We start from the raw sequence: 23,699 nt of genomic DNA, 5'->3' as shown, positions 1-23,699 counted from the left end.
GGGAAAAGGTGCGCCCGGCTCCCAGAACGTGGGAGCCGGGCGCGGCGTCGGGTGCCATTCTCCTTCGCCTGTGGTGGGTCACCGACGGGTGGTGGCGGGCTCGGCGTGCACGGCCGTGCGGGTGCGCAGCGTCAGTGCGGCGAGCAGGGTGCCGACGGCGGCGATGCCGGCGGCGCCGATGAAGGCGGAGGAGAAGCCGTTGGTCAGGGCGGGCAGGTTGCCGAGTTGTCCGGCGCCGTTGGCGGCGGCGACGGCGGTCATGGCGGCCAGGCCGAGGGCGGAGCCGACCTGGTAGCTGGTGTTGACGATGCCGGAGGCGAGGCCGCCTTCCTCGGGGCGGGCGGAGGAGATGGCGGTGCCGAGCGAGGGGATGAAGGCCAGGGACATGCCGAGGGCGGCGACGAGGCTGGCGGGCAGGACGTCGGTGGCGAAGGTGCCGTTCGGGCTGATCAGGGACAGCCAGCCCATGCCGGCGGTGAGCAGGGCCAGGCCGGTGATGGTCGTGGCCTTGGGGCCGAACCGGTTGATGATCTGCGGCGCGAGCACGATCATGCCGATCATGATGAGGACGGTCATCGGCACCAGCGCCGCGCCGCTGGGGAAGGCGCTGTAGCCGAGGACCTGCTGCAGGTAGAGGTTGAGGAAGAACCACATCGGGATCCACGCGCCGCCGAGCAGCAGCTGGGTGAGGTTGGCGGCGGCGAGGTTCGGGGTGTGGAAGATCGACAGCCGCACGAGCGGTTCGCGGCGGCGGGCCTGAATGACGACGAATGCGGCCAGCAGAGCCACGGCGCCGGCCAGCACGAGCCAGGTCTGCGCGGAATCCCAGCCGATCTCGGGCGCCCGGACGATGGCGTAGACCGCGGCGCCGAGACCGGCGGTGACGGTGAGCGCGCCGGTCACGTCGATGGAGCCGCGCTGGGCTTGGGCGGCGGGCATCAGCGGGCCGGTGGCCAGCAGTGCGACGAGCGCGATGGGGATGTTGATGTAGAAGACCCAGGGCCAGCTCAGGTATTCGGTGATGAGGCCGCCGAGGAACACTCCCGCGGTGCCGCCCGCCGGGGCCGCGGCGCCGTACAGGGCCAGGGCCTTGGTGAGCTCCTTGGGGTCTCGGCCGAAGAGCATCATGAGCAGGGTGAGCGCGGAGGGGGCGATCAATGCCGCGCCGATTCCCTGGACGGCGCGGCCGGTCAGCTCGACCCACACCTCGGGAGCGATGCCGGCGACCAGGGAACCGGCGAGCAGGATCAGCCAGCCGGCGGCGAAGAGCCGGCGGGCGCCGAACAGGTCGGACAGCCGGCCGCCGAGCAGCAACAGGCCGCCGAACGCGACGACGTAGGCGTTGAAGACCCACGACAGGTTCTCCTGGGAGAAGCCCAGGTCCTCCTGGATGCGGGGGAGGGCCACGCCGATGATCGACGTGTCCATGATGACGATGAACTGGGCCATGGCGATCAGCGCCAGGGCGGTCCAGCGCCGGGGGGATGGTGCGGACATGGTGCACTCTCCAGTCATTCTCTACCGGGGTAGGGTATGTCCCGAGAAGATTTATACCCCCCTGGGGTATGTGTCAAGCGTGGTGCCATAACCGCATCGCCACGGGGGCGACGTGAAGGGTGGTGCGGCTCAAGCAGGGGGACGGCGCTTTGCCCTCCCGCTGTTCCGAAGCGCAGTACTATGAGTGATAGTCGAAGGGGAGTCGGCGTGTAACCGCACGCTCGTGGTCCTGAGTACTAAGCAGGGCATGGAGGAGGAGGGGTGCATGGGCGGACCAGCCCGCTGGGCGTCCCTTCTCTGCCCGCGATGGCTGTTGCCGGTGATGCTCGTACTGGGTGTCTGGGGCATGCACGCGCTCGGGCACCTGGCCTCGCATCACGCCTCGCCCTTCAGCTCGTACGCTCCGGCGCACGCGGAGACTTCTGCGCAGGCGGCACATGGTGGCCCGATGCCGGAGGGCGGGGCCGAGCTCACCGGGCAGGCCGCGTCGGTCGGCGTGTTCAAGGGACCCGTGCTGGGCGCTGGGACCTCGGTCTGGCTGGATCCGACCGATGTGTGCCTGGCCGTGCTGCCCTTGATCGTCGCGCTGTCGATCGCGGCGGCCTGGGCCAGAATGCGGCCGTGGCCAGGGGAGATGGCTGCCAGGAGGCCATGGGTGGGCGGAGTGGCCAGGTCGCCGCCACGCCGCTTGGCGCCGACCCTCACCGGGCTCTCAGTGATGCGTACATAGGCCGATCCATCTGCGGACGATCTCCAAGGTCGTCCGGGAGGTGTCAGCCATGTCCGTAAATCATTAGAGAGACCACCATGTTCATGAATATCGGGAAATTCTCCGCCGTCGTCGCCACCTCAGGTGCCGCGCTGATCCTGCTGACCGCGTGCGGTGGTACGGACAGTGCCTCGACGGGCGGGCAGGACATGTCCACCATGTCCAGCAGCGCTCCGGCCGCCACGTCAGCGAGTGCTCAGCCGTCGGCGAGCGATCAAGCGGCGGCGACGTTCAACGACGCGGACGTGATGTTCGCGCAGATGATGATCCCGCACCATCAGCAGGCGGTGGAGATGGCCGAGCTGGCCGAGACGCGGGCCTCTGACAAGGAGGTCAAGGAGCTGGCGGCGAAGATCAAGGCGGCTCAGGACCCGGAGATCCAGACCATGAAGGGCTGGCTCACCGGCTGGGGGAAGCCGCTGCCGTCCGGCGGCATGGACCAGGGGATGGGGCATGACATGCCCGGAATGATGTCCGCGGCGGACATGAAGAAGCTGGAAGACGCCAAGGGCGCCGCGTTCGACAAGCAGTTCGCCGAACTGATGATCGCCCACCACAACGGCGCGATCGACATGGCACGTACCGAGCAGTCCCAGGGTTCCAACCCTGAGGCGAAGGAGCTGGCCAAGGCCATCGAGAGCGCCCAGCAGACCGAAGTGGAACAGATGAAGAAGATCCTCGACCGGCTCTAGCGGTGAGTGTCGGCTGCCCGGCCGCCGGGCAGCCGACCAGGCTCGTCGCCGAGGTGAAACGCGCTGGTGAGAGCCCTTCTGGACAGGGTAGGAGCCCTCCTCACAGGTTGATGTCCTGCGATCGGGGGGTTCAGCGGGGATGATCACCAAACCAGCGGTCACGCATGGCGTTTCCTTGGTGACGGGAGCGCTGCTGCTCGCTGCCTGCGGCAGCATGACGGCGGGCCGGAGCGCGTCCGCCCTTCCCAACCCCGTGCCGGCAGCCGCGCCGCCGACGACGAGCGCACAGCCGGGAGCCGAATTCAACGACGCGGACGTGATGTTCGCGCAGATGATGATCCCGCACCATCAGCAGGCGGTGGAGATGGCCGAGCTGGCCGAGACGCGGGCCTCTGACAAGGAGGTCAAGGAGCTGGCGGCGAAGATCAAGGCGGCTCAGGACCCGGAGATCCAGACCATGAAGGGCTGGCTCACCGGCTGGGGGAAGCCGCTGCCGTCCGGCGGCATGGACCAGGGGATGGGGCATGACATGCCCGGAATGATGTCCGCGGCGGATATGAAGAAGCTGGAAGACGCCAAGGGCGCCGCCTTCGACAAGGCATTCCTCCAGATGATGATCGTTCACCACAAGGGCGCGATCACCATGGCCCGCACCGAGCGGGAGCGCGGGAAGAATCCGGAGGCGAAGCAGCTCGCCGACACGATCGAGACCGGCCAGCAGGCCGAAGTGGAACAGATGCAGAAGGTCCTCGCTCGGCTCCAATAGCGCCACGGGCCCCTGGGTCACAGCAGGGCGAGGAGCGTGTCCGCCGCGTCCGGCACACGTGGGTTTCGGTGGGGGAGGAGCGCGTCCGCCACGCGTGGGTTTCGGTGGGGGAGGAGCGCGTCCGCCACGCGTGGGTTTCAGTGGGGGAGGAGCGCGTCCGCCACGCGGCGGATGCGCTCGCGCAGGTCCGGCGCGTGCGGGCCGCGCGTCAGGAGGAGTTGATGCGCCGCGCCGACCAGGGCGAGGGCGATCGAGGCGGTGTCGGCGCCGGCCGGGACGCGGCCGAGTCGTTGCTCGGACTCCAGGTAATCGGCGATCACGCGCTCGTTCGCGTCCAGCTCCAGCGCCCCCTCGCCGTGCGCCTTGCCCAGCCCGCTCACTATGGACGGCCTGGCCAAGGCGAGCCCGCCCAGCGCGAGCAGGTTGCCGGCGAGCAGCGGCTCGATGGTCGCCATCACGTTGTCCACCACGGTCCCGGATCCGGCGTGGGCGGCCAGCTCCCGGAGGCGCGCGGTCGCCGCCCGCGCCCGGTCGACGAACAGTGCGGCCAGGAAGCTGTCCAGGTCGCCGAAGTGGTTGTGGAGCAGCCCGGCGGCGACCCCGGCCTCCCGGGTGATCGCCCGGCTGGTCAGCCCGGAGGGTCCCTCGCGCAGCAGGATCTGCTCGGCGGCGTCGAAGAGCTGCTGCCGTACTTCGGGGATGGTGACGCCGCGCGGTGACATGGCTCCGGAGTTTACCGGCCTTGCCAGAATGAACACTCGCTCATACTGTATGAGCGAGTGTTCATTCTAGGGAGGGTCATGGAGACGCGGAGGCATGCGGTGGCCTTGGCCGTGTTGTGCCTGGCACAGGTGCTGGACGCCGTCGATGGCACGGTGGTGAATGTGGCGTTACCCGCGATCAAGGACGAGCTGGCCTTCTCGGCGGCTGATCTGTCCTGGGTGGTGACCGCGTACATGGTGCCCTTCGGCGGCTTTCTGCTGCTCGGCGGGAGGCTGGGCGATCTGCTCGGCCACCGGCGGATCCTGATGGGCGGCATCGCGCTGTTCACCGGGGCGTCGCTGGTGGCCGGGCTGGCGCCGAGCGCCGGCGTGCTGGTCGGGGCTCGGGGTGTGCAGGGGCTGGCGGCCGCGCTGGTCGCGCCGATGACCCTGGCCATGATCACCTTGATCTTCCCCGAGGGGCGGCCGCGCAGCCGCGCCTTGGCGGTGTGGGGCACGGCTACGGCGGTGAGCAGCGCACTGGGGCTGGTCGCGGGCGGGCTGCTCGCCGACGGGCCGGGCTGGCGGTGGATCTTCTTCATCAACGTGCCGATCGGCGTGCTGCTGGTGGTGGCAGGTCGTGTGCTGCCCGCGCGTCGCGAGCCGCAGCCGGGGCGGGGGTTCGATGTCGTGGGCGCGGTGACCGTCAGCGCGGGAGTCGGGCTGCTGATCTACGCGGTGCTGCGCGCGGAATGGTGGCTCCTGCTCGTCGGGGTGGTGCTGCTGGGCTACTTCGCCGTCCACGAGAACGCCGTCGCGCGGCGGCCGCTCGTCGACTTCGGGTTGTTCCGCATCCGATCCGTGGCCGGGGCCAACCTGATCCAAGTGGTACGGGCCAGCGCTCTGTTCGGCCTGTTCTACCTGGCCACCTTGTTCATGCAGGAGGTACTCGGGTTCTCGGCGCTGGTGACGGGTCTGGCGTACGTGCCGATGACCGTCGTCATGGTCGGCGCCTCGTGGCTCGGCCCGCTGCTGGTCGGCCGCCTGGGCGCGCGGCCGGTCCTGGCGTTCGGCGCGCTGGTCGCCGCCGCCGGCCTGCTGCCGCTGGCCTGGATCTCGCCGGACGCCGGGCTGCTCGCGAGCCTGATCGTGCCCATGGTGGTCGTGGGCGCCGGACACGGGATCGTCGTCGTGCCGCTCACCGATGCCGCGCTGTCCGGCGTGCCCTCCTCCGCGAGCGGTCTGGCCGCCGCGGTGCTCAACGTCAGTGCTCAGCTCGGTGGCGCGCTCGGGCTGGCGGTCCTGGCGACCGCGGCCGCCGCCCGTACCGATGACCGGCTTCGGGCGGGGACGCCGCTGAGCGCGGCGCTCACCGACGGGTACGGCCTCGCCTTCGTCATGTCCGCCGTCCTGATGGCGCTGTGTGCCGCCCTCGCGATCACCTTCTTCCCCGGCAGAAAGGATCCAGCGGCATGAAAGCGGCACGCCGCGCATGGTCAGCGCGTAGCCGAACACGAAGGCCAACGCCACGGCCAGCACCACCGTGGTGAGGTTGGTCTACTAGGGCAGACCGTAGATCAAAGCATGAAGAGCGAATGGCAGTGATGGGCGAGGAAGGAGCTGACGCCGGGCACCAGCGCGACCATCGCTGGGCCGCCCAGCAGTACGGCGACCGCCGCCAGTCCGGTCAGGCGTTCGCGGCGGCGGAGCGGCGCCTCGGGGTTGAGCATGCGGCGTACCCGGGTGAGCGCCGTCTCTCCACCCGCGCCCAGCGTGAACGCCGGCGCTCGGCCGGTGGCCAGGCGGACCAACGCGGCGGCGATCTGCGCGCGGGGGTGGCGGCGGGCGGCGACGTCGTCGGCCAGCAGTTCGATCAGCCGGGTGATCTCCGTCCTGGCCCGCTCGAACAGCGGGACGCCGGGAAACGCCCTGGCCAGGGCTTCGGCGGCGGCCAGCACGAGGTGGTGGCGGCCGCGGAGATGCGCACGCTCGTGCTCCAGGACCGCGGTGACCTGCTCGGGCGCCAGAGTGTGCAGCGCACCCGTGGTGATGACCATCTTGGCGCGCCTGCCGGGCACGCAGTACGCCAGTCGCTCGTCGTAGTCGATCACCACCGCGCCCAGGTCGTTGTCATGCCGGCCCAGGAGGTCGAGCATCGCCGCGTGCTCGCGACGTTCGACGTGGGCTCTGAGCAGGACCGCCGCGCCGCAGTAGGCGGTCCTGGCCAGTATCAGGACAGCCGCCGGCAGCGCCACGGCACTCGTCCACGTCAGGCCGGAACCATCGCTCAGCATGTCGGCGCAGATCGCGAACAGCTCGGCCAAGCCGTGCCCGACGACGTCCGCGGGCACGGCGAAGGCCAGCGCGGCCAGCACCGCCGAGGCGACCACCGACACGCCGGCCGCCTGCCACAACACGATCGCCAGCCGCGGCGCCCGCTCGGCCCAGCGCGCCGCCCGCCGCCCCAGCTCGGGCAGCCAGATCGCGGCGACGATCGTGTAGAGCACCAGGACGACGGCGGCGATCATGCCGGCCTTCCGCGGGGCGGGAACACCTGCAACGCCGCCTCGAGCGCCGCGGCCTCCTCCGGTGTGAGCTGCTCCAGGAAGTGCACGAGCGTGGCGGCCTGGTTGCCGCTGCCCGCCAGCGCGCGGCGCATCAGGCCGGCGGTATAGGCCTCCTTCGACGCCACCGTCTCGTAGACGTAGGCCCGGCCGACGGGCCGGCGCTTGAGCAGGCCCTTGGTGTGCAGGTTGTCCATCACGGTCATCACCGTGGTGTACGCGATCACCCGCTCCTGACGCAGACCTTCCAGCACGTCGCGTACGGAAGCCGGTCGGCGCCGCGCCCACAACCAATCCATGATCGTGGATTCGAGCTCACCCAGGCCTCGTATCATGCACTGATCCTACCGGCGATCGTAGTCATATCGCTCGCCGACACTAGCGTGCCTCGGTCGCGCCGAAGGCGAGCCATCCCAGGTCGCTGAAGCCCGCAGCCTCGGCGACCGCGGCGGAGGCGTGGTTCGCGGGGTCGTGCATGTAGGTGGGGACTGCGCCTTCGTCCAGCACCCGCCGGGCCGCCTGGGCGACGAGCCCGCGCGCCAGGCCACGGCCGCGTGCCTGGGGTGCGGTCACGACGGCGAGTTCGTGCCCGTGGGCGTCGTGTCGTTTGATGCCGACCCCCGCCAGGTGCTCTCCGGTTGCCGGATCCGTGGCGACCAGGACGTCCCCGCCGAACGGCCGCAGCCAGTCGGGTACCTCCGGGGCATCGGCGGGTGCCCAGACCCCGGCGTCAGGGAGAGGCGGGGGATGGGTGGTCCACCGATAGACGGCGGTGAACCAGCCGCGCTCGGGAAAGCCGACCAGGCCGGGGATCCGTGGCCCCAATGTGGTGAGGTCGGTGTCCTTGGCGTACTGCTCCGCCACGGTCGCGGCGTGCTCGGCCGGGACCGACAGCACGCCGCCCGCCGGGCTTGCCACTCCCATGACCGGGTGGATCTTGCCGTCCCATCCTGGGCTGACGCGCCTGGGCGTGCCGATGATGTCCAGCCCACTCGTGGCGGGCCGGCCGCCAAGCCAGCAGGACAGGTGCTCCATGAGCCGTCGCTCCATCGCCTTCCTCCCTTATACATTAGGGGGGTAGGGTACCTGAGAACCTTTAGGAGGACATATGCGACGGTTGGCCCCCCTCGATCCCGCTGAGGCGCCGGAAAAATCCAGAGAGCTGCTGAACGACATCATCGGCAGGAGGGGTGGCGTGGGCGACATGGTCGCCACCATGGCCCACTCACCCGCGCTGTTGCAGGGATACCTGGACCTCTCGCGCGCCATGAGGCGCGTCAAGCTGCCGCGCGCGCTCAGTGAGAAGATCTCGCTCGCCGTGCAGGAATGGATCGGCTGCGGCCACTGCCTTCAGGCGCATGCCGAGGCCGGGCGCGCGGCTGGGCTCAGCGAGAGCGACATCGCGCTGGCCCGGCAGGGCACGTCCACCGACGCCCGGGAGGCGGCGCTCATCGCCCTGGCCGTGCGTGTGCTGGCCGAGCCGTCGTCGATCACGGATGAGGACGTCGCGGAGGTTCGGGCGCATGGCTGGAGCGACCGAATCGTGGCGGAGATCGTGGGCGTCGTCGCCCTCAATCTCCTGACCGGCGCTTTCAACCTCCTGGTGGGCTTGGAACCGGCAGAAGAGACCGCGTAGGTCGCAGATACGGGCCCAGCTGGTGAGGCCGGGCCTGCGGTCGGCGGGAGCGATCATCTGAGGCCTCCTACAGTGGGTTTTTGTGCTTTATGGAAGATCTGTGGAGATCAGCGCACTCGACGAGGTGATCGCGCGGGCCCGCGATGGCGTCGGGGGTGCGGTGGTGTTGCGCGGCAAGGCGGGGGCGGGCAAGACCGCCCTGCTTGACGCGGCGGCCGCGCGCGGTGGCGAGATGCGGGTGTTGCGGACCACCGGCGTTGACCGCCGGGGGCCGCCGGGTGATCCGGTACGACCACCGCGACACCGGCATGTCGGGCACCGTCGACTTCGCGGCGCGGCCGTACACATGGGACGACATCAAGAACGACGTCTACCGCGTGATGGATGACCACGGCCTGGCGAGCGCGCACCTGGTCTGCCACTCGGCGGGCGGCCTGCTCGGCCAGTTCGCCGCCGTGGAGCGGCCGGAGCGGGTGCGCTCGCTGACCGTCATCGGCTCCTCCCCGCTCGGCGGCGGCGAGGGCCAGGTGATCATGCGGGCCCTGATGGGACAGCCGCAGCCCGAGGGGAGCCTGCCGGAGCCGGCGCCGGAGTTCGTGGCCTTCTACCGCACGCTGATGGCCGCCCCGCCACCGGCGGACCGGCGCGCGCGGATCGACGGCATGATCGCCGAGCAGCGGCTGCTGCACGGCACCGGGTTGCCGTTCGACGAGGACGCGGCGCGGCGGCTGCAGGAACGGATCTACGACCGGGCCCGCGACCTGTCGGCGGTGGCCAACCACCGGCTGGCCGCCATGGCCAAGCCCGACTTCGAGCCGGTGGGCGTGCTTCATCAGGTGAAGGCACCCACCCTGGTCATCGAGGGGAGCCACGAGCCGGCCAAACCGGGCCACAGCGCGATCATCGCCGAGCAGATCCCGGGGGCGCGGCTGATGATCGTGGCCGGCATGGGGCACACGCTGCCGCCCGAGGTGCATGAGGAGTTGGCGGCCGCCATCCTCGCGCACACGGCCGGGTGACACCATCGGCCGGCTCGCCGTGGCTTCAGGAGTTCTGGGCCTATGCGAGCGGAATGGACATGCCTTGATCACTGGCCTGGCGTGGGCCGAATATGCGGCGCTCCTCGGCGGTGATCTGGAGGTCGTTGATGCTCGCCTCGCGTCGTCGCATCAGCCCATCGGCGTCGAACTCCCAGAGCTCGTTGCCGTAGCTGCGCCACCATCGCCCGTCGGCGTCGTGGCATTCGTACTGGAAGCGGACGGCGATCCGGTCGCCGGTGAACGCCCAGAGATCCTTGCGGAGCGCGTAGTCCAGTTCCTTGGTCCACTTGCGGGTCAGGAACGCGATGATCTCCGCTCGGCCGGTGACGAACTCGTCGCGATTGCGCCAGATCGAGTCCGGCGTGTAGGCGAGTGCCACGCGCTCCGGATCGCGGGTGTTCCAGGCGTCCTCAGCGGCCTGCACCTTGGCGTGCGCGGTCTCGGCGGTGAAGGGCGGGACAGGCGGACGGGTCATTTGTGCTCCTTGGTCAGCAGGTGGCGGTAGGTGGGTGTTCCAGTGCTCTACCCGGATCGGCTCTCCGCCTCGCGAGAGCGAAGACCTCCGGGGCGGCGAACACGCACGGCACAGGGTCATGCCGACACGGACCCGCATGATTCTCTTTCAGCTGCCAAGGCGTTCAGGCGGGATTGAACCTGGAGTATGTGTCGAACGACCACCGCTGGGGGAGGCCACCGGTGATCTGGATGACTCTTTCGACGTCGAAGTCGATCAGTCGTTGCGCGCCAGGCACCGCGGCCGCCCGGTCCTGGTCCCAGTCGACGCGGGCGCGGCCGGTCAGGTGCAGGGTGTGACCGTTCTCCCAGCCCAGGAACAGCAGCCCGCAGCGCGGCTCGAGCTCAAGGTTGCCCAACGTCATGTACATCGAGTTGCCGACGTAGTCGGGCCAGGTAAGCCGGCGGCTGCCGGTCACCGCGACGAAGCCGGGGTTGCCGCCGCGGTGTGAGGCGTCGGCCCCGAGCCCCGCCGCATAAGTGCCGATGAAGAACGTGTCGGCCGCGGCGATCCACTGCTGTTGACCGGTGGTGAGTTCGCCGGTGACGAGTGCTGTCCTGTGCGCGGAGGGCGGGTCGTCGATGTAGGCGCGGGTTTGAAGATATTTCGGGCAGTTGGAGTACACCTGTTCGGTGCGTACCAAGAGCTGATCTCCGTGACGGTGGGCGCGGCCATTGATCCGCATCCGTCTCCGGGTGGCCGGCTCGATCATGAGCATGCCCACCGGCCGCTCGGCGTCGAACAGGTCCGCGAGCGGATCGCCGGGGCCGGGAAGCCGGTCGGCGACGACGGTACGGTCGTCGGGGGCGGTGGCGAAGCCGGGCGGGCCGCTGAGCACGCCGGCCCAGGCCGCGCCGGTGTCATCGGCGGCTGCGAGCACCATCAGGCGCTGTCGGCTGAGGAATTCGGCCGCCACTGGTGGGATGGTCGCCCGCACGCCGGCTGATCCCAAGCCGTCGGTGGTCAGACCGGCGCGGCGCTGTACTGCGTGTTCGCCTCGGTGAAGCATGAGGGATCCCTTTCCCGCGCTGGCCCGGGCGGCCCGGGCGCAGGTGCATCCGTTAGAAGAAGCCGCACGTCGGCGCGCCCTGCGTGGGCGCGGGTGCGGTGTCGGCGCCGCTCGGCGCATAGATCTCCAGGCGGACGCCGTCCGGGTCGGTGAAGAAGACGCCGCCGGAGGATCCGCCCTCGCCATGCGGGACGATCCCGTCATAGACCGGCTGTACGCCGAGTTCCCGCAAGGTGGTCTCGGCGCGACGGACCGCCTCGATGTCGGGGACCTGGAACGACAGGTGGTGCAGGCCGGGCCGGTCGGTGGCGAACGTACCGCTGCTCTGCTGCCACAACGTGACCAGCAGGATGCCGTCGCGGCCGAGGAGGGCGAATCTGCGGTCGCCGTCGGTCCGCTCGCTCATGACTTCGAAGTCGAAGACCTGGCGGTAGAAGGCAATGGAACGCGGCAAATCAGTCACGTTCAGGCCGACGTGCCCGGTCTGCAGGGCTGGTGCGCTCATACGGGATCTCCAGTCGTTTCTCACGGTTCGCCGCTCGGCGGACCATTAGAATATGTCGCCTGGTTTGTAACGGTGTCAAGCTGGAGATAGCGTTAGAAGAGTGGAAGTGGCACACCTTGCGGATGGCGGCGCTCCGCTCCTCGGTGAGCCGCCGTCCATCGAACTCGGCAACACCACGTACGCGGTCAGAGGCCGTCGCAAGGATGGCTTGCGGAGCGTCGAGCACCTGGCGGCGTGGCTGCGCGACATGCGCCCACGCCTCGCGATCACGCTCACCGATGCCGACATTCAGGGTGTGACCGACGGCGACCTGCGCCTTGCCAGAGAGCTCCGAGACGTGGTCCGAGCCCTCGCCGACGCGGCCGTGAACGACCGTGAACCCGAGCCGGACGTGGTCGCGACCCTCAACCGTCACGCGGGCCAGACCCCGCGCTGGCGCGAGTTGCGCACCACCCCTGAGCCGCACGCGACGGTGCGCGCCGCGGGCCGCCCGGTAGCCGCCGCCCTCGCCGCCCTGGCCGAAGACGCCGTCGACCTGTTCGCCGGGCCACTGCGTGGCCAGTTGTCCGCCTGCCATGGCCCGGGCTGCGTGCTGTACTTCGTCCGCGATACCGGACGGCGCGAGTGGTGCTCATCCGGTTGCGGAAACCGGGCGCGAGCCGCCCGTCACTACGCGAAGGTGCGGCGGGAGCCCGAGGCCTGAGCATCGCATTGGCGACCTGGCGCCGATCGAGAAGCTGACCCGGACCGCCGGATATCGCCTCCGGTCCGCGCACCGGTGCTCGCGGTGCTCCGGCTCCGCCACGTCTCCGCGACAGGTCAGCCGGCTGAGGTGGAGCAACCCCGAGGCTGACCTCGCTTCTGATCATCGCCGGCTCGCGAAATACGGTCTATGCCCTGGACCCGCCTGGGCAGGGCGCCACGGAGATCCTCGACCGCGGCCTCTCCCTGGGGGCAGACGGGGTGGTGCGGCTCAAGTCCTTCGCCCATCGAGACCGTGTTCCCGAAGGCCGGATCGACGACCTCGTACGCACGATGCGATCGTCCCGGCTCGACGACGTCCTGCGGGTGGAACGCTCGGTGAGCTGGGTACGGCCGCAGGCTCCGCTGGGCCGGGCCGTTGAGCGTCTCCCTCGCGCGGCTGACCCGAGCGCGACCGATCCAGGCTGTCTCCGAGGCGTTTGAACATCGGTGCCGTTCTCGTCGTGCCGTGATGAAGGCGTATGGCACGATTGATCATGTCGAATGGAAGAGGTTCCATGATCAATTCCTTATCGGCGGACAGCCCTCCGAGACTGAGGGTCAAGTCGCTGACCGCCCTGGCCATTGCGCACGTCCTTGCGGGGGCGCTAGTGGCTTTCGCGACATACGACCCTTACGACAGACGTGATCTCTCATTCATTCTTCAAGAGATACGGGGAGGCAGGGTGCACGAAGCGAATCTCATCGACGATGATCAACGAATTTCCGTGACCACGAACGATGGTCAGCAGTGGTATGCCCACTATGGGCCGCCCAGTCTCTCTGGGACGGCACTCTTGGAGGAGCTCAACAGGGCTCTCCCACTCGGCGATCTCAGGGTCACGGTTGAAGTATCCGGGTGATCGCGAGGCCTGACCGTACGGCTCGCGTTCACAGTGCTCGTTCTCTGGCGTCCTGCTCTCTCAACTGCTCGGCGAGTTGGGTGATGTCGTCGGCGTCGACCGTCTGGCAGAGGCCGTGATCTACCTCGTGCGGCGACAGGCAGCGGCTGTTCCGAGTGGCCCATAGGCGTCCTGCGGAACTGCGCCAAATGCACCAACCAGGAAAAGCCTCCCGGAGGTCTTCGAGAATTACCGGCATGGACATGTGGTCAGCGTGCTTACTGAAGAGCGACGAACCAACCGCGTTATTTAGACGTCCAGGACGTTATGGCGCTACGCTCAAAACGTCCCTGACGTCCTCCACCCCAAGGTGCCCCGTGGCCAACGTCGCCCTACGCAGCGCCATGCTGAATGCCCAGGTCACGAACCAGAATTTGGCCGACCGGTGTGGCGTGGACATCAAGACGGTGGAACGCTGGCTGCAGGACGAGACTCGTGTCCCGCACCTGCGACACCAGTGGGTCGCCGCAGAGGCACTAGGAGTTGAGACATCCGTGCTATGGCCAGACGCAATTCGCAATGCGGTGAAAACGGGGCCGGACAAGGAAGTCTTGACCACTTATCCGTATCGCTCGGCATGCCCGACATCAATCTGGCGCAACCTCATCAACTCTGCGCGAAATGAGATCGTGTTCGCCGGTTACACGAACTATTTCCTGTGGCTGGAACACCCGAACCTGGCCAAGGTGCTCAAACGGAAGGCTCAGCAGGGCTGCAAGATCCGGTTCCTCGTCGGCGACCCGGAGAGCGATGTCACACGCAGCCGTGAGGAAGTGGAGAACGTCCCGTTGACCGTCTCCACGCGCATCCGGATCACGCTGTCGGAGATCAAGCGGCTGCGCGACGTTCCTGGGATTGAGGCGCGGTACGGGGACGCGCACATCGCCATGAGCGTGTTCCGGTTCGACTCGGAGATGCTTGTCACGCCGCACCTGGCCAAGCTGGTCGGGCACGACTCGCCCATGCTGCACCTGAGGCGGTGCCAGGAGGACGGGTTGTTCGATCGGTTCGCGTTCCACGCCTCCGAGCTGTGGAGCAACGGTCGTGACATGTGGCAGCAGCCCCAGGCCACGGGCCAGATTCTGAGTGACTGACGGAGTGACGATCGGCCCGTGATTCATCGGCGGAGGATGTCAAGGGGCCCGGTGGATGGAGCCGGTCAGTGGATGTCGAGCCAGCCGAGCCGGGCCGCTCGGACGCCTGCTTGGAAGCGGCTGCCCGCTCCCAGCAGTACTGTCAGCTCGCCCACCACGCGGGTGACGGTACGTGTGGAGACACCCATGCTGCGGGCGATGGCGGAGTCCTTCATGCCGGCGGCCAGCATGCGCAGCACCGCGCGCTGCTGTTCGGTGAGTGAGGAGCCGTCGGCGGAGCGGGGCACGTCCTCGGGCTCGGAGGCGGTCGTCCAGCAGTAGTCGTAGATCGCCGCGAGGGATTTCACCACGCCGGCGCCTCGGATCAGGACAGTGCCGGCGTCCAGGTCTTCAGGGTGGGCCTGGACGACGGCGGTCGTGCGGTCGTAGATGAGCATGCGTGTGGGGATCACCGGGGTGACCCGTATCTCTACGCCCAGCTCCCGCCACCGCGCCGTGTACTCGCGGATCAGCGGGTTCGCCATGGCGATCTGGGCGTGCAGACTGCGCACTCGTACGCCGTTGCGGATGTTCGCCTCGCTGCGCGCCAAGCCCGCGTCGAGAGATTCACGCGTCCAGGCAGCGATCGGGTGCATGCCGAGCACCTCGTGTTCGGCCAGTTCGGACAGCTCGTTGAGCCGGTCGTGGAGTTGTCGGCGGTGGTCGGGCCATGGGAAGAACTCGATGTCGGCGTGGTTGTCCGTCCGCTCGGGCAGGCCGAGGTAGTGCTTGGCCAGTGTGGCGATCTTGACGTGCTGCTCGAGGAGGTTGTCGAGCATGCGATGGCTGCCTCGCAGGCTGCGATTGAGCGCCGCGGTCAGGTCGGCGGCGGCCTGTGTCTCCGGGTTCAGCAGGTGGAGCCGGGTGAGCTCGTCGCGGGCCCGGTCGATGTCCGCCGCCGTCAGGCTCAGCTTCTCCGCGGCCTCGGTAAGCGACTCGCCTCCCTGGCGCATACGGGCGTACAAAGAGCGCGCAACACCGTCGTCTCCGGAAAATGCACCGCTGTCCACCTGGCTCCCTTCATGCTGGACCAACCTGAACATTGGCATATCAGCTCCTTTGTCGGCAAAGAGGTCTGATTTCCGCCATGTCCTACTCCGGAAGCTTTCGCGCCCTCCACAGGCACCCTGGTCTGCAGCACGATCGGTGAGTGAGGCGAAACGTCTTCGCCGCGAACGAGGAGGAATCCCATTGATCACCGTTGCGTACAGCCTTGTCGCCTATCGCGTCACCGGCCTGTCGCCGGCCACGTGCGAGCACTGTCTTGGCGCCGTCAAGGCGGAGCTCATCCAGGTGCCGGGAGTCGTGGGGGTGGACGTCGATCCGGCGGAATCTCGGGTGAGCATCCTGACCGACGGCCCCGTGAACGAGCTGGAGGTGCGGGCCGCCATGGAAGCGGCCGGTTGCGACGTCATGGAAACGTGATGTGCCGCGTGGATTGTCGCGCGCGGACGCCATCATTTCGCGGACGTCGTCCAGGCTGAATCCGGCCTCCTTGGCGCTCAGGATCGCGGCCACGCGATAGAGGTCGTCGGTGCCGTATCGGCGGCGCTCCCCGCCGATACGGGCCGGCGCGAGTAGACCCGTCGCCTCCCAGCGCCGCAGGACGTGCGTGGCCAGGCCGAAACTTGTCTCTCCAAGTGAACAGGATGAATTTGATATATACACTATGTATCGTAAAATTCTGAGCTGACGAGGAGTCCACACCGCATGAGCACTCTCGAAGCCCCAGGGGCCCGCCTCTACTACGAGACCCATGGCAGCGGCCCCGTGATGGTCCTGATCACGGGAGCGCCCGGAGTGGCCGACGTCTACCGGGCGCTCATCCCGCACCTGGCCCCCCAGCACACCGTCGTCGTCTACGACCGCCGCGGCTTCTCCCGGAGTCATCTCGACGGTCCCCAGGACTACGACCGTCGCCTGGAAACCGACGCCGACGACGCACGGCGCCTGATCGAGCATCTGAGCGCCGACCCGGTGATCGTCTTCGGTGCCAGCTCCGGGGCGACCGTCGCCCTGGAACTCCTCGCCCGCCACCCGTCCGTGGTGCGCACGCTCATCCCGTACGAGCCGCCCGCCCTGCGGCTGCTCCCTGACGGCGACAAGTGGGCGGACGTCTTCTCCGAGGTGTACGACCTGTACATGCGAGAAGGGATCGAGCCCGCGATGAAGGCGTTCAGAGAGCAGACGTTCGCGCCGTCGGATCACCAGCACATGGCCCGCGCCCCCAGGAACGACGCCAACGCCGCCTACTGGTTCGAGCACGAGCTGCGCCAGTACCCGCCCGCCCCCGTGGATCTCGCCGCGCTCGCCCCGCACGCCGGCCGCGTCATCCCGGCGGCCGGTCGCCGATCACAGGGGCGCCCGTGCTACGAGGCGACCGTGGAGCTGGGCCGGCACCTGGCCAGAGACGTGGTCGAGCTACCCGGCGGGCACATCGGATTCATCACCGACGTCCCCGTCTTCGCCACAGAGCTCATGCCTACCTTCGCCCACGTCGCGCAGTGAACCAAGCGGCGGGAGTCTATGGGCGCAGGAGGACCTTGATGGCGCGGCGTTCGTCCATGGCCTGGTAGCCCTCGGCGGCCTGTTCGAGCGGTAGTTCGAGGTCGAAGACCTTGCCGGGGTCGATCTGGCGGTCCAAGATCAGGTCGACGAACTCGGGCAGGTACTGACGGACCGGGGCCGGCCCGCCGTGCAGGTGCACGTGCGAGAAGAACAGCTCCTCACCGGGCAGCGCGACGTCGTGGGCGACGCCCACGTAGCCGACGTGGCCGCCGGGGCGGGTGGAGCGGATGGCCTGCATCATCGACTCCTGGGTGCCGACGGCCTCGATGACCGAGTGGGCGCCGAGGCCGCCGGTGAGTTCCTTGATCATCGCTACGCCCTCGTCGCCGCGTTCGGTGACGATGTCGGTGGCGCCGAAGTCGCGGGCGAGCCGCTGCCGGGACTCGTGGCGGCTCATCGCGATGATCCGCTCCGCGCCGAGCTGCTTGGCGGCCAGCACCGCGAGCAGGCCGACCGCGCCGTCGCCGACGACCACGACCGTCTTGCCGGGGGCGGCCTGCGCGGCGATCGCGCCGAACCAGCCGGTGCCCAGCACGTCGGACGCGGCCAGGAAGCTGGGAACGAGGTCCTCTGAGGGGATGTCCGGGGTGGCGACGAGCGTGCCGTCGGCGAGCGGTACGCGCAGCCGCTCCGCCTGGGCGCCGAGCGGGCCCATCAGCTCCCGGTGAACGCAGGAGCTCTGGTAGCCGGCCCGGCAGATCTCGCAGGTGTTGTCGGAGGCGAAGAAGGACCCGATCACGAACTGGCCTGGCCGGATCGCCGTGACCTGGCCGCCGACCTCCTCGACGATGCCCACGTACTCGTGACCCATCGGGGACGGTTCCTGGACGGCGTCGATCCCGCGGTACGGCCACAGGTCCGACCCGCAGACGCAGGTCGCGGGCAGGCGGATGATCGCGTCGGTGGGGGCGAGGATCTTCGGGTCCTCGCGCTCTTCCACCCGGACGTCACGGGGGGCGTGCAGTACGGCGCCACGCATCAGGGATCTCCTTGCCGATGATGTGTAGATCAGTGTCTGTGCGGTCCGGGCGGATCAGGCCGGACAGCGGGGCCGTTTGACCGTCATCGGCATAGAAGATGGCGATGTCGTTGCGGGCAGGCCCTGGCCAGGGAGTTCCTGCTGAGAGGTGTACTGGGAGGGCATCCCAGTCCACGGCCCGTGGGGCGTACGGTCGAAGAGTGGACAATCGTCAGGAAGTCCGCGAGTTCCTCGTCTCGCGGCGCGCCAAGATCACGCCGAAGCAGGCCGGACTGCCCGCCGGAACCAACCGCCGGGTCCCGGGGCTCCGGCGCGGCGAGGTCGCCGCGCTGGCCGACGTGAGCATCGAGTACTACTCGAAACTCGAGCGAGGCGCCCTCGCCGGAGTGTCAGCCGGGGTGCTGGAAGCCGTCTGCCGGGCACTCCAGCTCGACGAGGCCGAGCGGGCGCATCTGTTCGACCTGGCGCGAGCCGCCGACGGAACGAGTGCGATCGTGCGGCCCCGGCGACGGGCGGCCAAGCAGTGGACCGCCCGCCCGAGCCTGCGATGGACCCTCGACACCGTCACCGAAGGGTGCGCGTTCGTCCGCAACGGCCGGATGGACGTCCTGGCCGCCAACCGGCTCGCGCGCGCCTTCTACGCCGATGTCTACGCGGGGCCGCACCGGCCGCCGAACCTCGCCCGGTTCACCTTCCTCGATGACAACGCCCATCGGTTCTATCCGGATTGGGAGCTTTTCGCCGATACCTGCGTCGCCATCCTCCGTACCGAAGCAGGTCGCAACCCGCACGACAAAGAGCTGCACGATCTGGTCGGCGAGCTGTCGACACGCAGCGAGGAGTTCCGCGGGCGGTGGAGCGCCCACAACGTCCGCCACCACGGCACCGGCATGAAGACCTTCCACCACCCGGTCGTAGGGCGGCTCACCCTCGCCTACGAGGGCCTGGAGATGGCGGCGGAACCCGGCCTCACCCTCACCATCTACGCCGCCGAGCCCAGTTCGCCCTCGGAGGAGGCGCTGCGTCTGCTCGCGTCGTGGGCGGCCTCGCAGGAGACGGATTCCCGCCCGCGCGCGCTCTCAACCGATTGAATCGCCCGCCTGCGCGCGCTCAACCGAGTGAATCAACCGAAAGCGCCGGGATGGTGCGGCCGGTGATGAGGTCGCGGTACCAGTGCGCGCTGTCCTTGGGAGTACGCCGCAGCGTGTCGTAGTCGACGTGCACGATGCCGAACCGCTTGGAGTAGCCGTACCCCCACTCGAAGTTGTCCATGAGGGACCACACGAAGTACCCGCGCAGATCGACGCCGCTCTGGAGCGCGCGGTGGGCGGCCACGAAGTGGCGCCGGAGATAGTCGGCGCGCTGAGCGTCGTGAACGGCGCGCGTCCCGTCGGCCTCGACGGTGAGCTCGTCCGGGAAGGCCGCGCCGTTCTCCGTGATGATGAGGGCCTGGCCGGGGAATTCGGCGCGCAGGTGGAGGAGGAGCTCCTCCAGGCCGCCCGGGTCGATGTTCCAGCCCATGTCGGTGTACGGCCCGGCCTGCTCGACGAACTCCACCTGGTCGGCCCCCGGCCAGGGCGAGCCGCCCATGTCCTTGTGGCCGTCGTTGCTCTGCCGCGGGCTCGCGCCGTCCCAGAGACGTACGGTCGTGGTCGAGTAGTAGTTGACGCCGAGCAGATCGAGGGGCTGGTGGATGACCGCCAGGTCGCCTTCGTGGACGAACGACCAGTCGGTGACGCCGGCGGTGTCCTTGAGCAGGTCGGCCGGGTACTCTCCGCGCAGCAGCGGCCCGGTGAAGGCGCGGTTGGCCAGGGCGTCGATGCGGCGTACGGCCTCCTCGCCGCCGTCGCCCGCGCCCCGCAGGACGTGGAAGTTGAGGGTGATCGCGTATTGGGGCGCGTTGGTGACCACCTGCCGCAACTCTTGGACGGCCAGGCCGTGCGCCAGGTTGAGGTGGTGCACGGCCGCGAGGGCCGCGGCGCCGTCGGTACGGCCGGGCGCGTGCGCGCCCGAGCCGTAGCCGAGGTAGGCCGAGCACCAGGGCTCGTTGAGGGTCGTCCAGACGGCGACGCGGTCGCCCAGGGCCTCGCCGACGATACGGGCGTAGTCGGCGAAGGCGTACGCCGTCCGGCGGTCGGTCCAGCCGCCCTCGTCCTCGAGCGCCTGGGGCAGATCCCAGTGGTAGAGGGTGGCGACGGGGGTGATCCCGCGAGCGAGGAGGCCGTCGACGAGGCGGCTGTAGAAGTCCAGCCCCTTCGGGTTGGCCGGGCCGCGACCGGTGGGCTGGATGCGCGGCCAGGCGATCGAGAAGCGGTAGGCCTCCAGCCCGAGCTCGCTCATGAGGTCGAGATCCGCTTCGAGGCGGTGGTAGTGGTCGTCGGCCACGTCTCCCGTGTCGCCGTTCCACACCTTGCCGGGCGTGCGCGAGAAGGTGTCCCAGATGGACGGCCCGCGCCCGTCCTCGGTGGCCGCGCCTTCGATCTGGTACGCGGCGGTGGCGGAGCCGAAGAGGAAGCCGGCGGGGAAGGTCAGGCCGGATTCGCGGTAGTCGTCGCGGTTGGGCGTCATAAAGGTCCTCGTTTCGTGGCGCCGTCAGGCGAGTTCGTAGGTCCAGCCGGAGGCGAGGGAAGAAGAGACGGAAACCTGGCCACCGGAGCGGGTGATGGTGAACGCCTGGTCGGTGACCGTGAGGGTGCTCTCGCCGTCCGGTCCCGGGTAGACGCGGAGGGTCAGGCCGTCGAGGTAGTCGTAGTCCGGCCGGTCGTCCCTGGCCCCGATGGGCAGGACGACGCCTTCGCGTACGTAGATCGGCATCGAGGTGAAGCCGTGCGTCTCGGTGCGCCAGCCGCCGCCCTCGACGCGCTCGCCCGTCAGATGGTTCGTCCACGTGCCGTCCGGCAGGTAGACCTCGACCCTGCCGTCGGGGCTGAAGACCGGTGCGACGAGCAGGTCGGGACCGAGCATGTACTGGGTGTCGAGGTGGGCGACGTTGCGATCCTCGGGGAACTCCATCGCCATGGGCCGCATGACGGGCGTCCCGCTCTCGTGGGCCTGGACGCCCACCTGGAACAGGTACGGCATCAGGCGGAGCTTGAGTTTGGTGAACAGGCGGGTCACCTCGACCGCCTCCTCGTCGAAGGCCCAGGGCACGCGGTAGGACGAGGAGCCGTGGAGCCGCGAGTGGGACGACATGAGTCCGAAGGCTACCCAGCGCTTGAAGACGCCGGGATCCGGGGTGCCCTCGAAGCCGCCGATGTCGTGGCTCCAGAAGGAGAAGCCCGAGAAGGCGAGCGACAGGCCGCCACGCAGGCTCTCCGCCATGGACTCGTAGGTCGATCCCGTGTCGCCGCCCCAGTGAACCGGCAGCCGCTGGCCGCCGGCGGTCGCCGACCGCGCGAACAGCACCGCCTCGCCCCGGCCGCGCTGTTCCTCCAGCACCTCGAACACGGCCGTGTTGTAGAGGTGCGTGTAGAGGTTGTGCATCCGTTCGGGCGTGGACCCGTCGAAATAGGCGACGTCGAGCGGGACGCGCTCCCCGAAGTCGGTTTTGAAAGCGTCGACTCCCTGGTTGTGAAGCGCGCGCAGCTTGGACTGGAACCACCGGGTCGCCGCGGGATTGGTGAAGTCGACCAGCCCCATCCCGGCCTGCCACAGGTCCCACTGCCAGACCGACCCGTCGGGACGCTTCAGCAGGAAGCCCTGCCCGGCGGCCTCGGCGAACAGCGGCGAGCGCTGGGCGATGTAGGGGTTGATCCACACGCAGACGCGCAGGTCCTTCGCGCGCAGGCGGGCCAGCATGCCCTCGGGGTCGGGGAAGACGCGCGGGTCCCATGCGAAGTCGCACCAGTTGAACTCGCGCATCCAGAAGCAGTCGAAGTGGAAGACCGACAGCGGCAGGTCGCGCTCGGCCATGCCGTCGATGAACGAGCTCACGGTCCGCTCGTCGTAGTCGGTGGTGAACGAGGTCGACAGCCACAGGCCGTAGGACCACGCGGGCAGGCGGGCCGGACGGCCGGTGAGCGCTGTGTAGCGTTCGAGGATCCGCTTGGGCGTCGGCCCGTAGATCACGAAGTACTCGAGGCTCTCTCCCGCGACCGAGAACTGCGCCCGCTGCACCGCCTCCGACCCGATCTCGTACGAGACATGCCCGGGATGGTTGACGAAGACGCCGTACCCGCGGTTGGTCAGGTAGAACGGCACGTTCTTGTACGCCTGCTCGGAGGAGGTCCCGCCGTCGGCGTTCCAGATCTCCACGGTCTGGCCGTTCTTGACCAGCGGCCCGAAGCGTTCCCCCAGCCCGTACACCACCTCGCCCACGCCGAGCGAGAGCTGCTGGGCGAGGTGGACGGAGGAGCGGGCGGCGCCGACCGGCGCCGAATCGACGCGCGCGTCATCGGTGAGCCGGAAGTAGCCGATGGACTTGTGGCCGCTGGAGGTCAGCGGGCGTCCGTCACCGTGGAAGGACAGGTTCCACGGGGCTCCGGGTGCGATGGTCGCGCTCAGCGCGCCGCTGGTGAGCGTCGCCCCGTTCGTGTCGTCCGCTTTGACGACGCCGTGGCCGTCCTCGGCGCCGGGCAGCTCGAAGCCGCGTTCCTCGCCGCCTCCCACGTGGTGGTCGACGCGTACGCGGATCACGTCCGGCAGCGGTGACGACAGGGTCAGCGAGAGCACGGGCCGGTTGAGCGTGTCGCCCCGGCGGTGGATGACGGTGGTGGGCGCGGTCACGGTGACCGTCCCGTCCTCCGCCCAGATGTCATGGGCCTCGGCGGCGTACAACGCGGTGACGCCGGGACGCAGCTGCCAGAGACCGTCGGTGAACTTCATCTGAATGGTGGCGCGGAGACCCGGTCCTTCAGGGCCGGGAGGAAGCGCCACCCCTCCTTTCGAAAACAGTATGGAAAGCCTTGGTAACGTTCGGTAACGTGTGCGGTGGGTGAGGCCACTGTGACAGGAGGTGCGCGATGGCGATCCGCCGCTCCGCCACCAAACGCCACGGCCTGCCCTCGATCGTGCAGCTGCGGCTCACCCCCACCCCTGCCCAAGCCGACGCGCTGGCGGCGGCGGTGCTGTTGTGCAATCAGGCGGCCACGGTCGTGTCCCGCCTGGCGTGGCAGCGCCGTGCCTTCGCTGTGGTGGAGTTGCATCGGCTGGCCTACTACGAGGTGCGGGCGCAGGTGGCCGGGCTCGGCGCGCAAGCGGCTGTGCGGGCGATCGCCCGGGTCGCGGGCGCATATGCCAACCGGCGCGCAGTTCGTGGTGCGTGAAGCCGAACGCACCGGCCGTGGGGTCGCCCTGGAGGATCTGCAGGGTATCCGCGGGCGGGTCAGGGCTCATCGGTTCCAGCGGCGCACCCTGCACAGCTGGGCCTTCGCCCAGCAGATCACGTTCACCCGCTACAAGGCCGCCCGGGCCGGGATCGCCTTCGTCCTGGTCGATCCCGCCTACACCTCGCAGACGTGTCCGGAGTGCGGGTACATCAGCAGGGCGAATCGGCCGGCGCGGGGCCGGTTCGTCTGCAAAGGGTGTGGCCTCGCTGGGCACGCCGACCACATCGCGGCCCGCAACATCGCCACACGCGGCATAGCGGGCTGGGCTGCCATCAACCAGCCACACGCTACCGGCCTCCCTTCACCCAGACGGGACCGCGAGAGCGAACCACCGGCTTCGGTCGGTGGTAGTTGAT

At 69.0% G+C, this 23,699-nt stretch carries 26 protein-coding genes and 1 pseudogene; 14 read left to right on the top strand and 13 right to left on the bottom strand.

Features of this window, described 5'->3' with window-relative positions:
• Positions 1-78 precede the first annotated feature (78 nt).
• Complete coding sequence (locus tag AB0B61_RS18900; protein ID WP_358433033.1) at positions 79-1,497, bottom strand: MFS transporter; 1,419 nt, start codon at positions 1,495-1,497, stop codon at positions 79-81.
• Positions 1,498-1,762: 265 nt separating this feature from the next.
• Here AB0B61_RS18900 and AB0B61_RS18895 point away from each other — a divergent pair, with 265 nt between their 5' ends.
• The 3 genes from AB0B61_RS18895 to AB0B61_RS18885 all read left to right on the top strand — a co-directional run bounded on the left by AB0B61_RS18895 (position 1,763) and on the right by AB0B61_RS18885 (position 3,724).
• Positions 1,763-2,227 carry a hypothetical protein gene (locus AB0B61_RS18895; RefSeq protein ID WP_358433031.1) on the top strand — a complete coding sequence of 155 codons (465 nt, stop codon included), beginning with the start codon at positions 1,763-1,765 and terminating at the stop codon, positions 2,225-2,227.
• Positions 2,228-2,310: 83 nt separating this feature from the next.
• Positions 2,311-2,958 (top strand): DUF305 domain-containing protein, encoded by a 648-nt coding sequence (locus AB0B61_RS18890; protein WP_358433029.1) that lies wholly within the window; start codon positions 2,311-2,313, stop codon positions 2,956-2,958.
• 178 nt (positions 2,959-3,136) lie between these two features.
• On the top strand, positions 3,137-3,724 hold the full coding sequence (locus tag AB0B61_RS18885; RefSeq protein WP_358433027.1) for a DUF305 domain-containing protein: 588 nt from the start codon (positions 3,137-3,139) through the stop codon (positions 3,722-3,724).
• 137 nt (positions 3,725-3,861) lie between these two features.
• On the opposite strand, the gene AB0B61_RS18880 is transcribed toward AB0B61_RS18885, so the two are convergent.
• The gene (locus AB0B61_RS18880) at positions 3,862-4,446 is read right to left on the bottom strand and encodes a TetR/AcrR family transcriptional regulator (RefSeq protein ID WP_358433025.1); all 585 of its coding nucleotides are present in this window, start codon (positions 4,444-4,446) and stop codon (positions 3,862-3,864) included.
• A gap of 78 nt (positions 4,447-4,524) precedes the next feature.
• On the opposite strand from AB0B61_RS18880, the gene AB0B61_RS18875 reads away from it, so the two are divergent.
• A complete protein-coding gene (locus AB0B61_RS18875) occupies positions 4,525-5,901 on the top strand; it encodes an MFS transporter (RefSeq protein WP_358433023.1) in 1,377 nt (458 codons plus the stop codon).
• Between the two features lie 101 nt (positions 5,902-6,002).
• Here the strand turns inward: AB0B61_RS18875 and AB0B61_RS18870 are convergent, their stop codons facing one another.
• The 3 genes from AB0B61_RS18870 to AB0B61_RS18860 are packed head-to-tail and all read right to left on the bottom strand — an operon-like array spanning position 6,003 to position 8,039.
• Entirely contained in the window at positions 6,003-6,953 is a 951-nt protein-coding gene (locus AB0B61_RS18870) for a M56 family metallopeptidase (RefSeq protein ID WP_358433021.1), read from the bottom strand.
• Entirely contained in the window at positions 6,950-7,324 is a 375-nt protein-coding gene (locus AB0B61_RS18865; RefSeq protein ID WP_225291595.1) for a BlaI/MecI/CopY family transcriptional regulator, read from the bottom strand. The genes AB0B61_RS18870 and AB0B61_RS18865 overlap by 4 nt, the downstream gene beginning before the upstream one ends.
• Positions 7,325-7,367: 43 nt before the next feature.
• A complete protein-coding gene (locus AB0B61_RS18860; RefSeq protein WP_358433019.1) occupies positions 7,368-8,039 on the bottom strand; it encodes a GNAT family N-acetyltransferase in 672 nt (223 codons plus the stop codon).
• A 58-nt stretch (positions 8,040-8,097) separates the two neighbouring features.
• Here AB0B61_RS18860 and AB0B61_RS18855 point away from each other — a divergent pair, with 58 nt between their 5' ends.
• The 3 genes from AB0B61_RS18855 to AB0B61_RS18845 all read left to right on the top strand — a co-directional run bounded on the left by AB0B61_RS18855 (position 8,098) and on the right by AB0B61_RS18845 (position 9,644).
• Entirely contained in the window at positions 8,098-8,625 is a 528-nt protein-coding gene (locus tag AB0B61_RS18855; RefSeq protein ID WP_358433017.1) for a carboxymuconolactone decarboxylase family protein, read from the top strand.
• Positions 8,626-8,707: 82 nt separating this feature from the next.
• Positions 8,708-9,013 carry an AAA family ATPase gene (locus tag AB0B61_RS18850; RefSeq protein ID WP_358433015.1) on the top strand — a complete coding sequence of 102 codons (306 nt, stop codon included), beginning with the start codon at positions 8,708-8,710 and terminating at the stop codon, positions 9,011-9,013.
• A complete protein-coding gene (locus AB0B61_RS18845) occupies positions 8,904-9,644 on the top strand; it encodes an alpha/beta hydrolase (protein ID WP_358433013.1) in 741 nt (246 codons plus the stop codon). Before AB0B61_RS18850 ends, AB0B61_RS18845 begins: the two co-directional genes overlap by 110 nt.
• Positions 9,645-9,684: 40 nt before the next feature.
• On the opposite strand, the gene AB0B61_RS18840 is transcribed toward AB0B61_RS18845, so the two are convergent.
• The 3 genes from AB0B61_RS18840 to AB0B61_RS18830 form a co-directional block, all read right to left on the bottom strand.
• Positions 9,685-10,140 carry a nuclear transport factor 2 family protein gene (locus AB0B61_RS18840; protein ID WP_358433011.1) on the bottom strand — a complete coding sequence of 152 codons (456 nt, stop codon included), beginning with the start codon at positions 10,138-10,140 and terminating at the stop codon, positions 9,685-9,687.
• 163 nt (positions 10,141-10,303) lie between these two features.
• Positions 10,304-11,095: a pyridoxamine 5'-phosphate oxidase family protein gene (locus tag AB0B61_RS18835; protein ID WP_358433009.1), complete on the bottom strand. Its 792-nt coding sequence runs from the start codon at positions 11,093-11,095 to the stop codon at positions 10,304-10,306.
• 145 nt (positions 11,096-11,240) lie between these two features.
• Positions 11,241-11,693 carry a VOC family protein gene (locus tag AB0B61_RS18830; RefSeq protein ID WP_358433007.1) on the bottom strand — a complete coding sequence of 151 codons (453 nt, stop codon included), beginning with the start codon at positions 11,691-11,693 and terminating at the stop codon, positions 11,241-11,243.
• A 100-nt stretch (positions 11,694-11,793) separates the two neighbouring features.
• On the opposite strand from AB0B61_RS18830, the gene AB0B61_RS18825 reads away from it, so the two are divergent.
• Both AB0B61_RS18825 and AB0B61_RS18820 read left to right on the top strand, forming a co-directional pair.
• On the top strand, positions 11,794-12,396 hold the full coding sequence (locus tag AB0B61_RS18825; protein ID WP_358433005.1) for a CGNR zinc finger domain-containing protein: 603 nt from the start codon (positions 11,794-11,796) through the stop codon (positions 12,394-12,396).
• A gap of 1,257 nt (positions 12,397-13,653) precedes the next feature.
• The gene (locus AB0B61_RS18820; protein WP_358433003.1) at positions 13,654-14,430 is read left to right on the top strand and encodes a hypothetical protein; all 777 of its coding nucleotides are present in this window, start codon (positions 13,654-13,656) and stop codon (positions 14,428-14,430) included.
• A gap of 65 nt (positions 14,431-14,495) precedes the next feature.
• Here the strand turns inward: AB0B61_RS18820 and AB0B61_RS18815 are convergent, their stop codons facing one another.
• Positions 14,496-15,422 carry a helix-turn-helix transcriptional regulator gene (locus AB0B61_RS18815; RefSeq protein WP_358433001.1) on the bottom strand — a complete coding sequence of 309 codons (927 nt, stop codon included), beginning with the start codon at positions 15,420-15,422 and terminating at the stop codon, positions 14,496-14,498.
• A gap of 238 nt (positions 15,423-15,660) precedes the next feature.
• Here AB0B61_RS18815 and AB0B61_RS18810 point away from each other — a divergent pair, with 238 nt between their 5' ends.
• Entirely contained in the window at positions 15,661-15,894 is a 234-nt protein-coding gene (locus AB0B61_RS18810) for a cation transporter (protein WP_358432999.1), read from the top strand.
• Positions 15,895-15,930: 36 nt separating this feature from the next.
• Here AB0B61_RS18810 and AB0B61_RS18805 read toward each other — a convergent pair.
• Positions 15,931-16,227, bottom strand: a pseudogene (locus AB0B61_RS18805) (helix-turn-helix domain-containing protein); the annotation flags it as partial.
• On the opposite strand from AB0B61_RS18805, the gene AB0B61_RS18800 reads away from it, so the two are divergent.
• On the top strand, positions 16,180-16,977 hold the full coding sequence (locus AB0B61_RS18800) for an alpha/beta fold hydrolase (RefSeq protein ID WP_358432997.1): 798 nt from the start codon (positions 16,180-16,182) through the stop codon (positions 16,975-16,977). The pseudogene AB0B61_RS18805 and the gene AB0B61_RS18800 sit on opposite strands and share 48 nt — an antisense overlap.
• Before the next feature lie 16 nt (positions 16,978-16,993).
• Here the strand turns inward: AB0B61_RS18800 and AB0B61_RS18795 are convergent, their stop codons facing one another.
• Positions 16,994-18,016 (bottom strand): zinc-dependent alcohol dehydrogenase family protein, encoded by a 1,023-nt coding sequence (locus AB0B61_RS18795; RefSeq protein WP_358432995.1) that lies wholly within the window; start codon positions 18,014-18,016, stop codon positions 16,994-16,996.
• A 200-nt stretch (positions 18,017-18,216) separates the two neighbouring features.
• Between AB0B61_RS18795 and AB0B61_RS18790 the strand changes: the two genes are divergently transcribed.
• Positions 18,217-19,107: a helix-turn-helix transcriptional regulator gene (locus AB0B61_RS18790; protein ID WP_358432993.1), complete on the top strand. Its 891-nt coding sequence runs from the start codon at positions 18,217-18,219 to the stop codon at positions 19,105-19,107.
• Between the two features lie 19 nt (positions 19,108-19,126).
• On the opposite strand, the gene AB0B61_RS18785 is transcribed toward AB0B61_RS18790, so the two are convergent.
• Entirely contained in the window at positions 19,127-20,584 is a 1,458-nt protein-coding gene (locus AB0B61_RS18785) for a GH1 family beta-glucosidase (RefSeq protein ID WP_358432991.1), read from the bottom strand.
• Positions 20,585-20,608: 24 nt separating this feature from the next.
• Positions 20,609-22,840, bottom strand: a complete 2,232-nt coding sequence (gene yicI / locus AB0B61_RS18780) for an alpha-xylosidase (RefSeq protein ID WP_358432989.1) — start codon at positions 22,838-22,840, stop codon at positions 20,609-20,611.
• A gap of 137 nt (positions 22,841-22,977) precedes the next feature.
• Between yicI and AB0B61_RS18775 the strand changes: the two genes are divergently transcribed.
• Both AB0B61_RS18775 and AB0B61_RS18770 read left to right on the top strand, forming a co-directional pair.
• On the top strand, positions 22,978-23,280 hold the full coding sequence (locus AB0B61_RS18775) for a hypothetical protein (protein WP_358432987.1): 303 nt from the start codon (positions 22,978-22,980) through the stop codon (positions 23,278-23,280).
• Positions 23,273-23,698, top strand: a complete 426-nt coding sequence (locus tag AB0B61_RS18770) for a transposase (protein WP_358432985.1) — start codon at positions 23,273-23,275, stop codon at positions 23,696-23,698. Before AB0B61_RS18775 ends, AB0B61_RS18770 begins: the two co-directional genes overlap by 8 nt.
• Position 23,699 lies beyond the last annotated feature (1 nt).

The sequence above is a fragment of the Nonomuraea sp. NPDC049158 genome (assembly GCF_040648335.1).
Classification (GTDB): domain Bacteria; phylum Actinomycetota; class Actinomycetes; order Streptosporangiales; family Streptosporangiaceae; genus Nonomuraea.
This window is presented reverse-complemented; position numbering and strand designations above follow the sequence as displayed.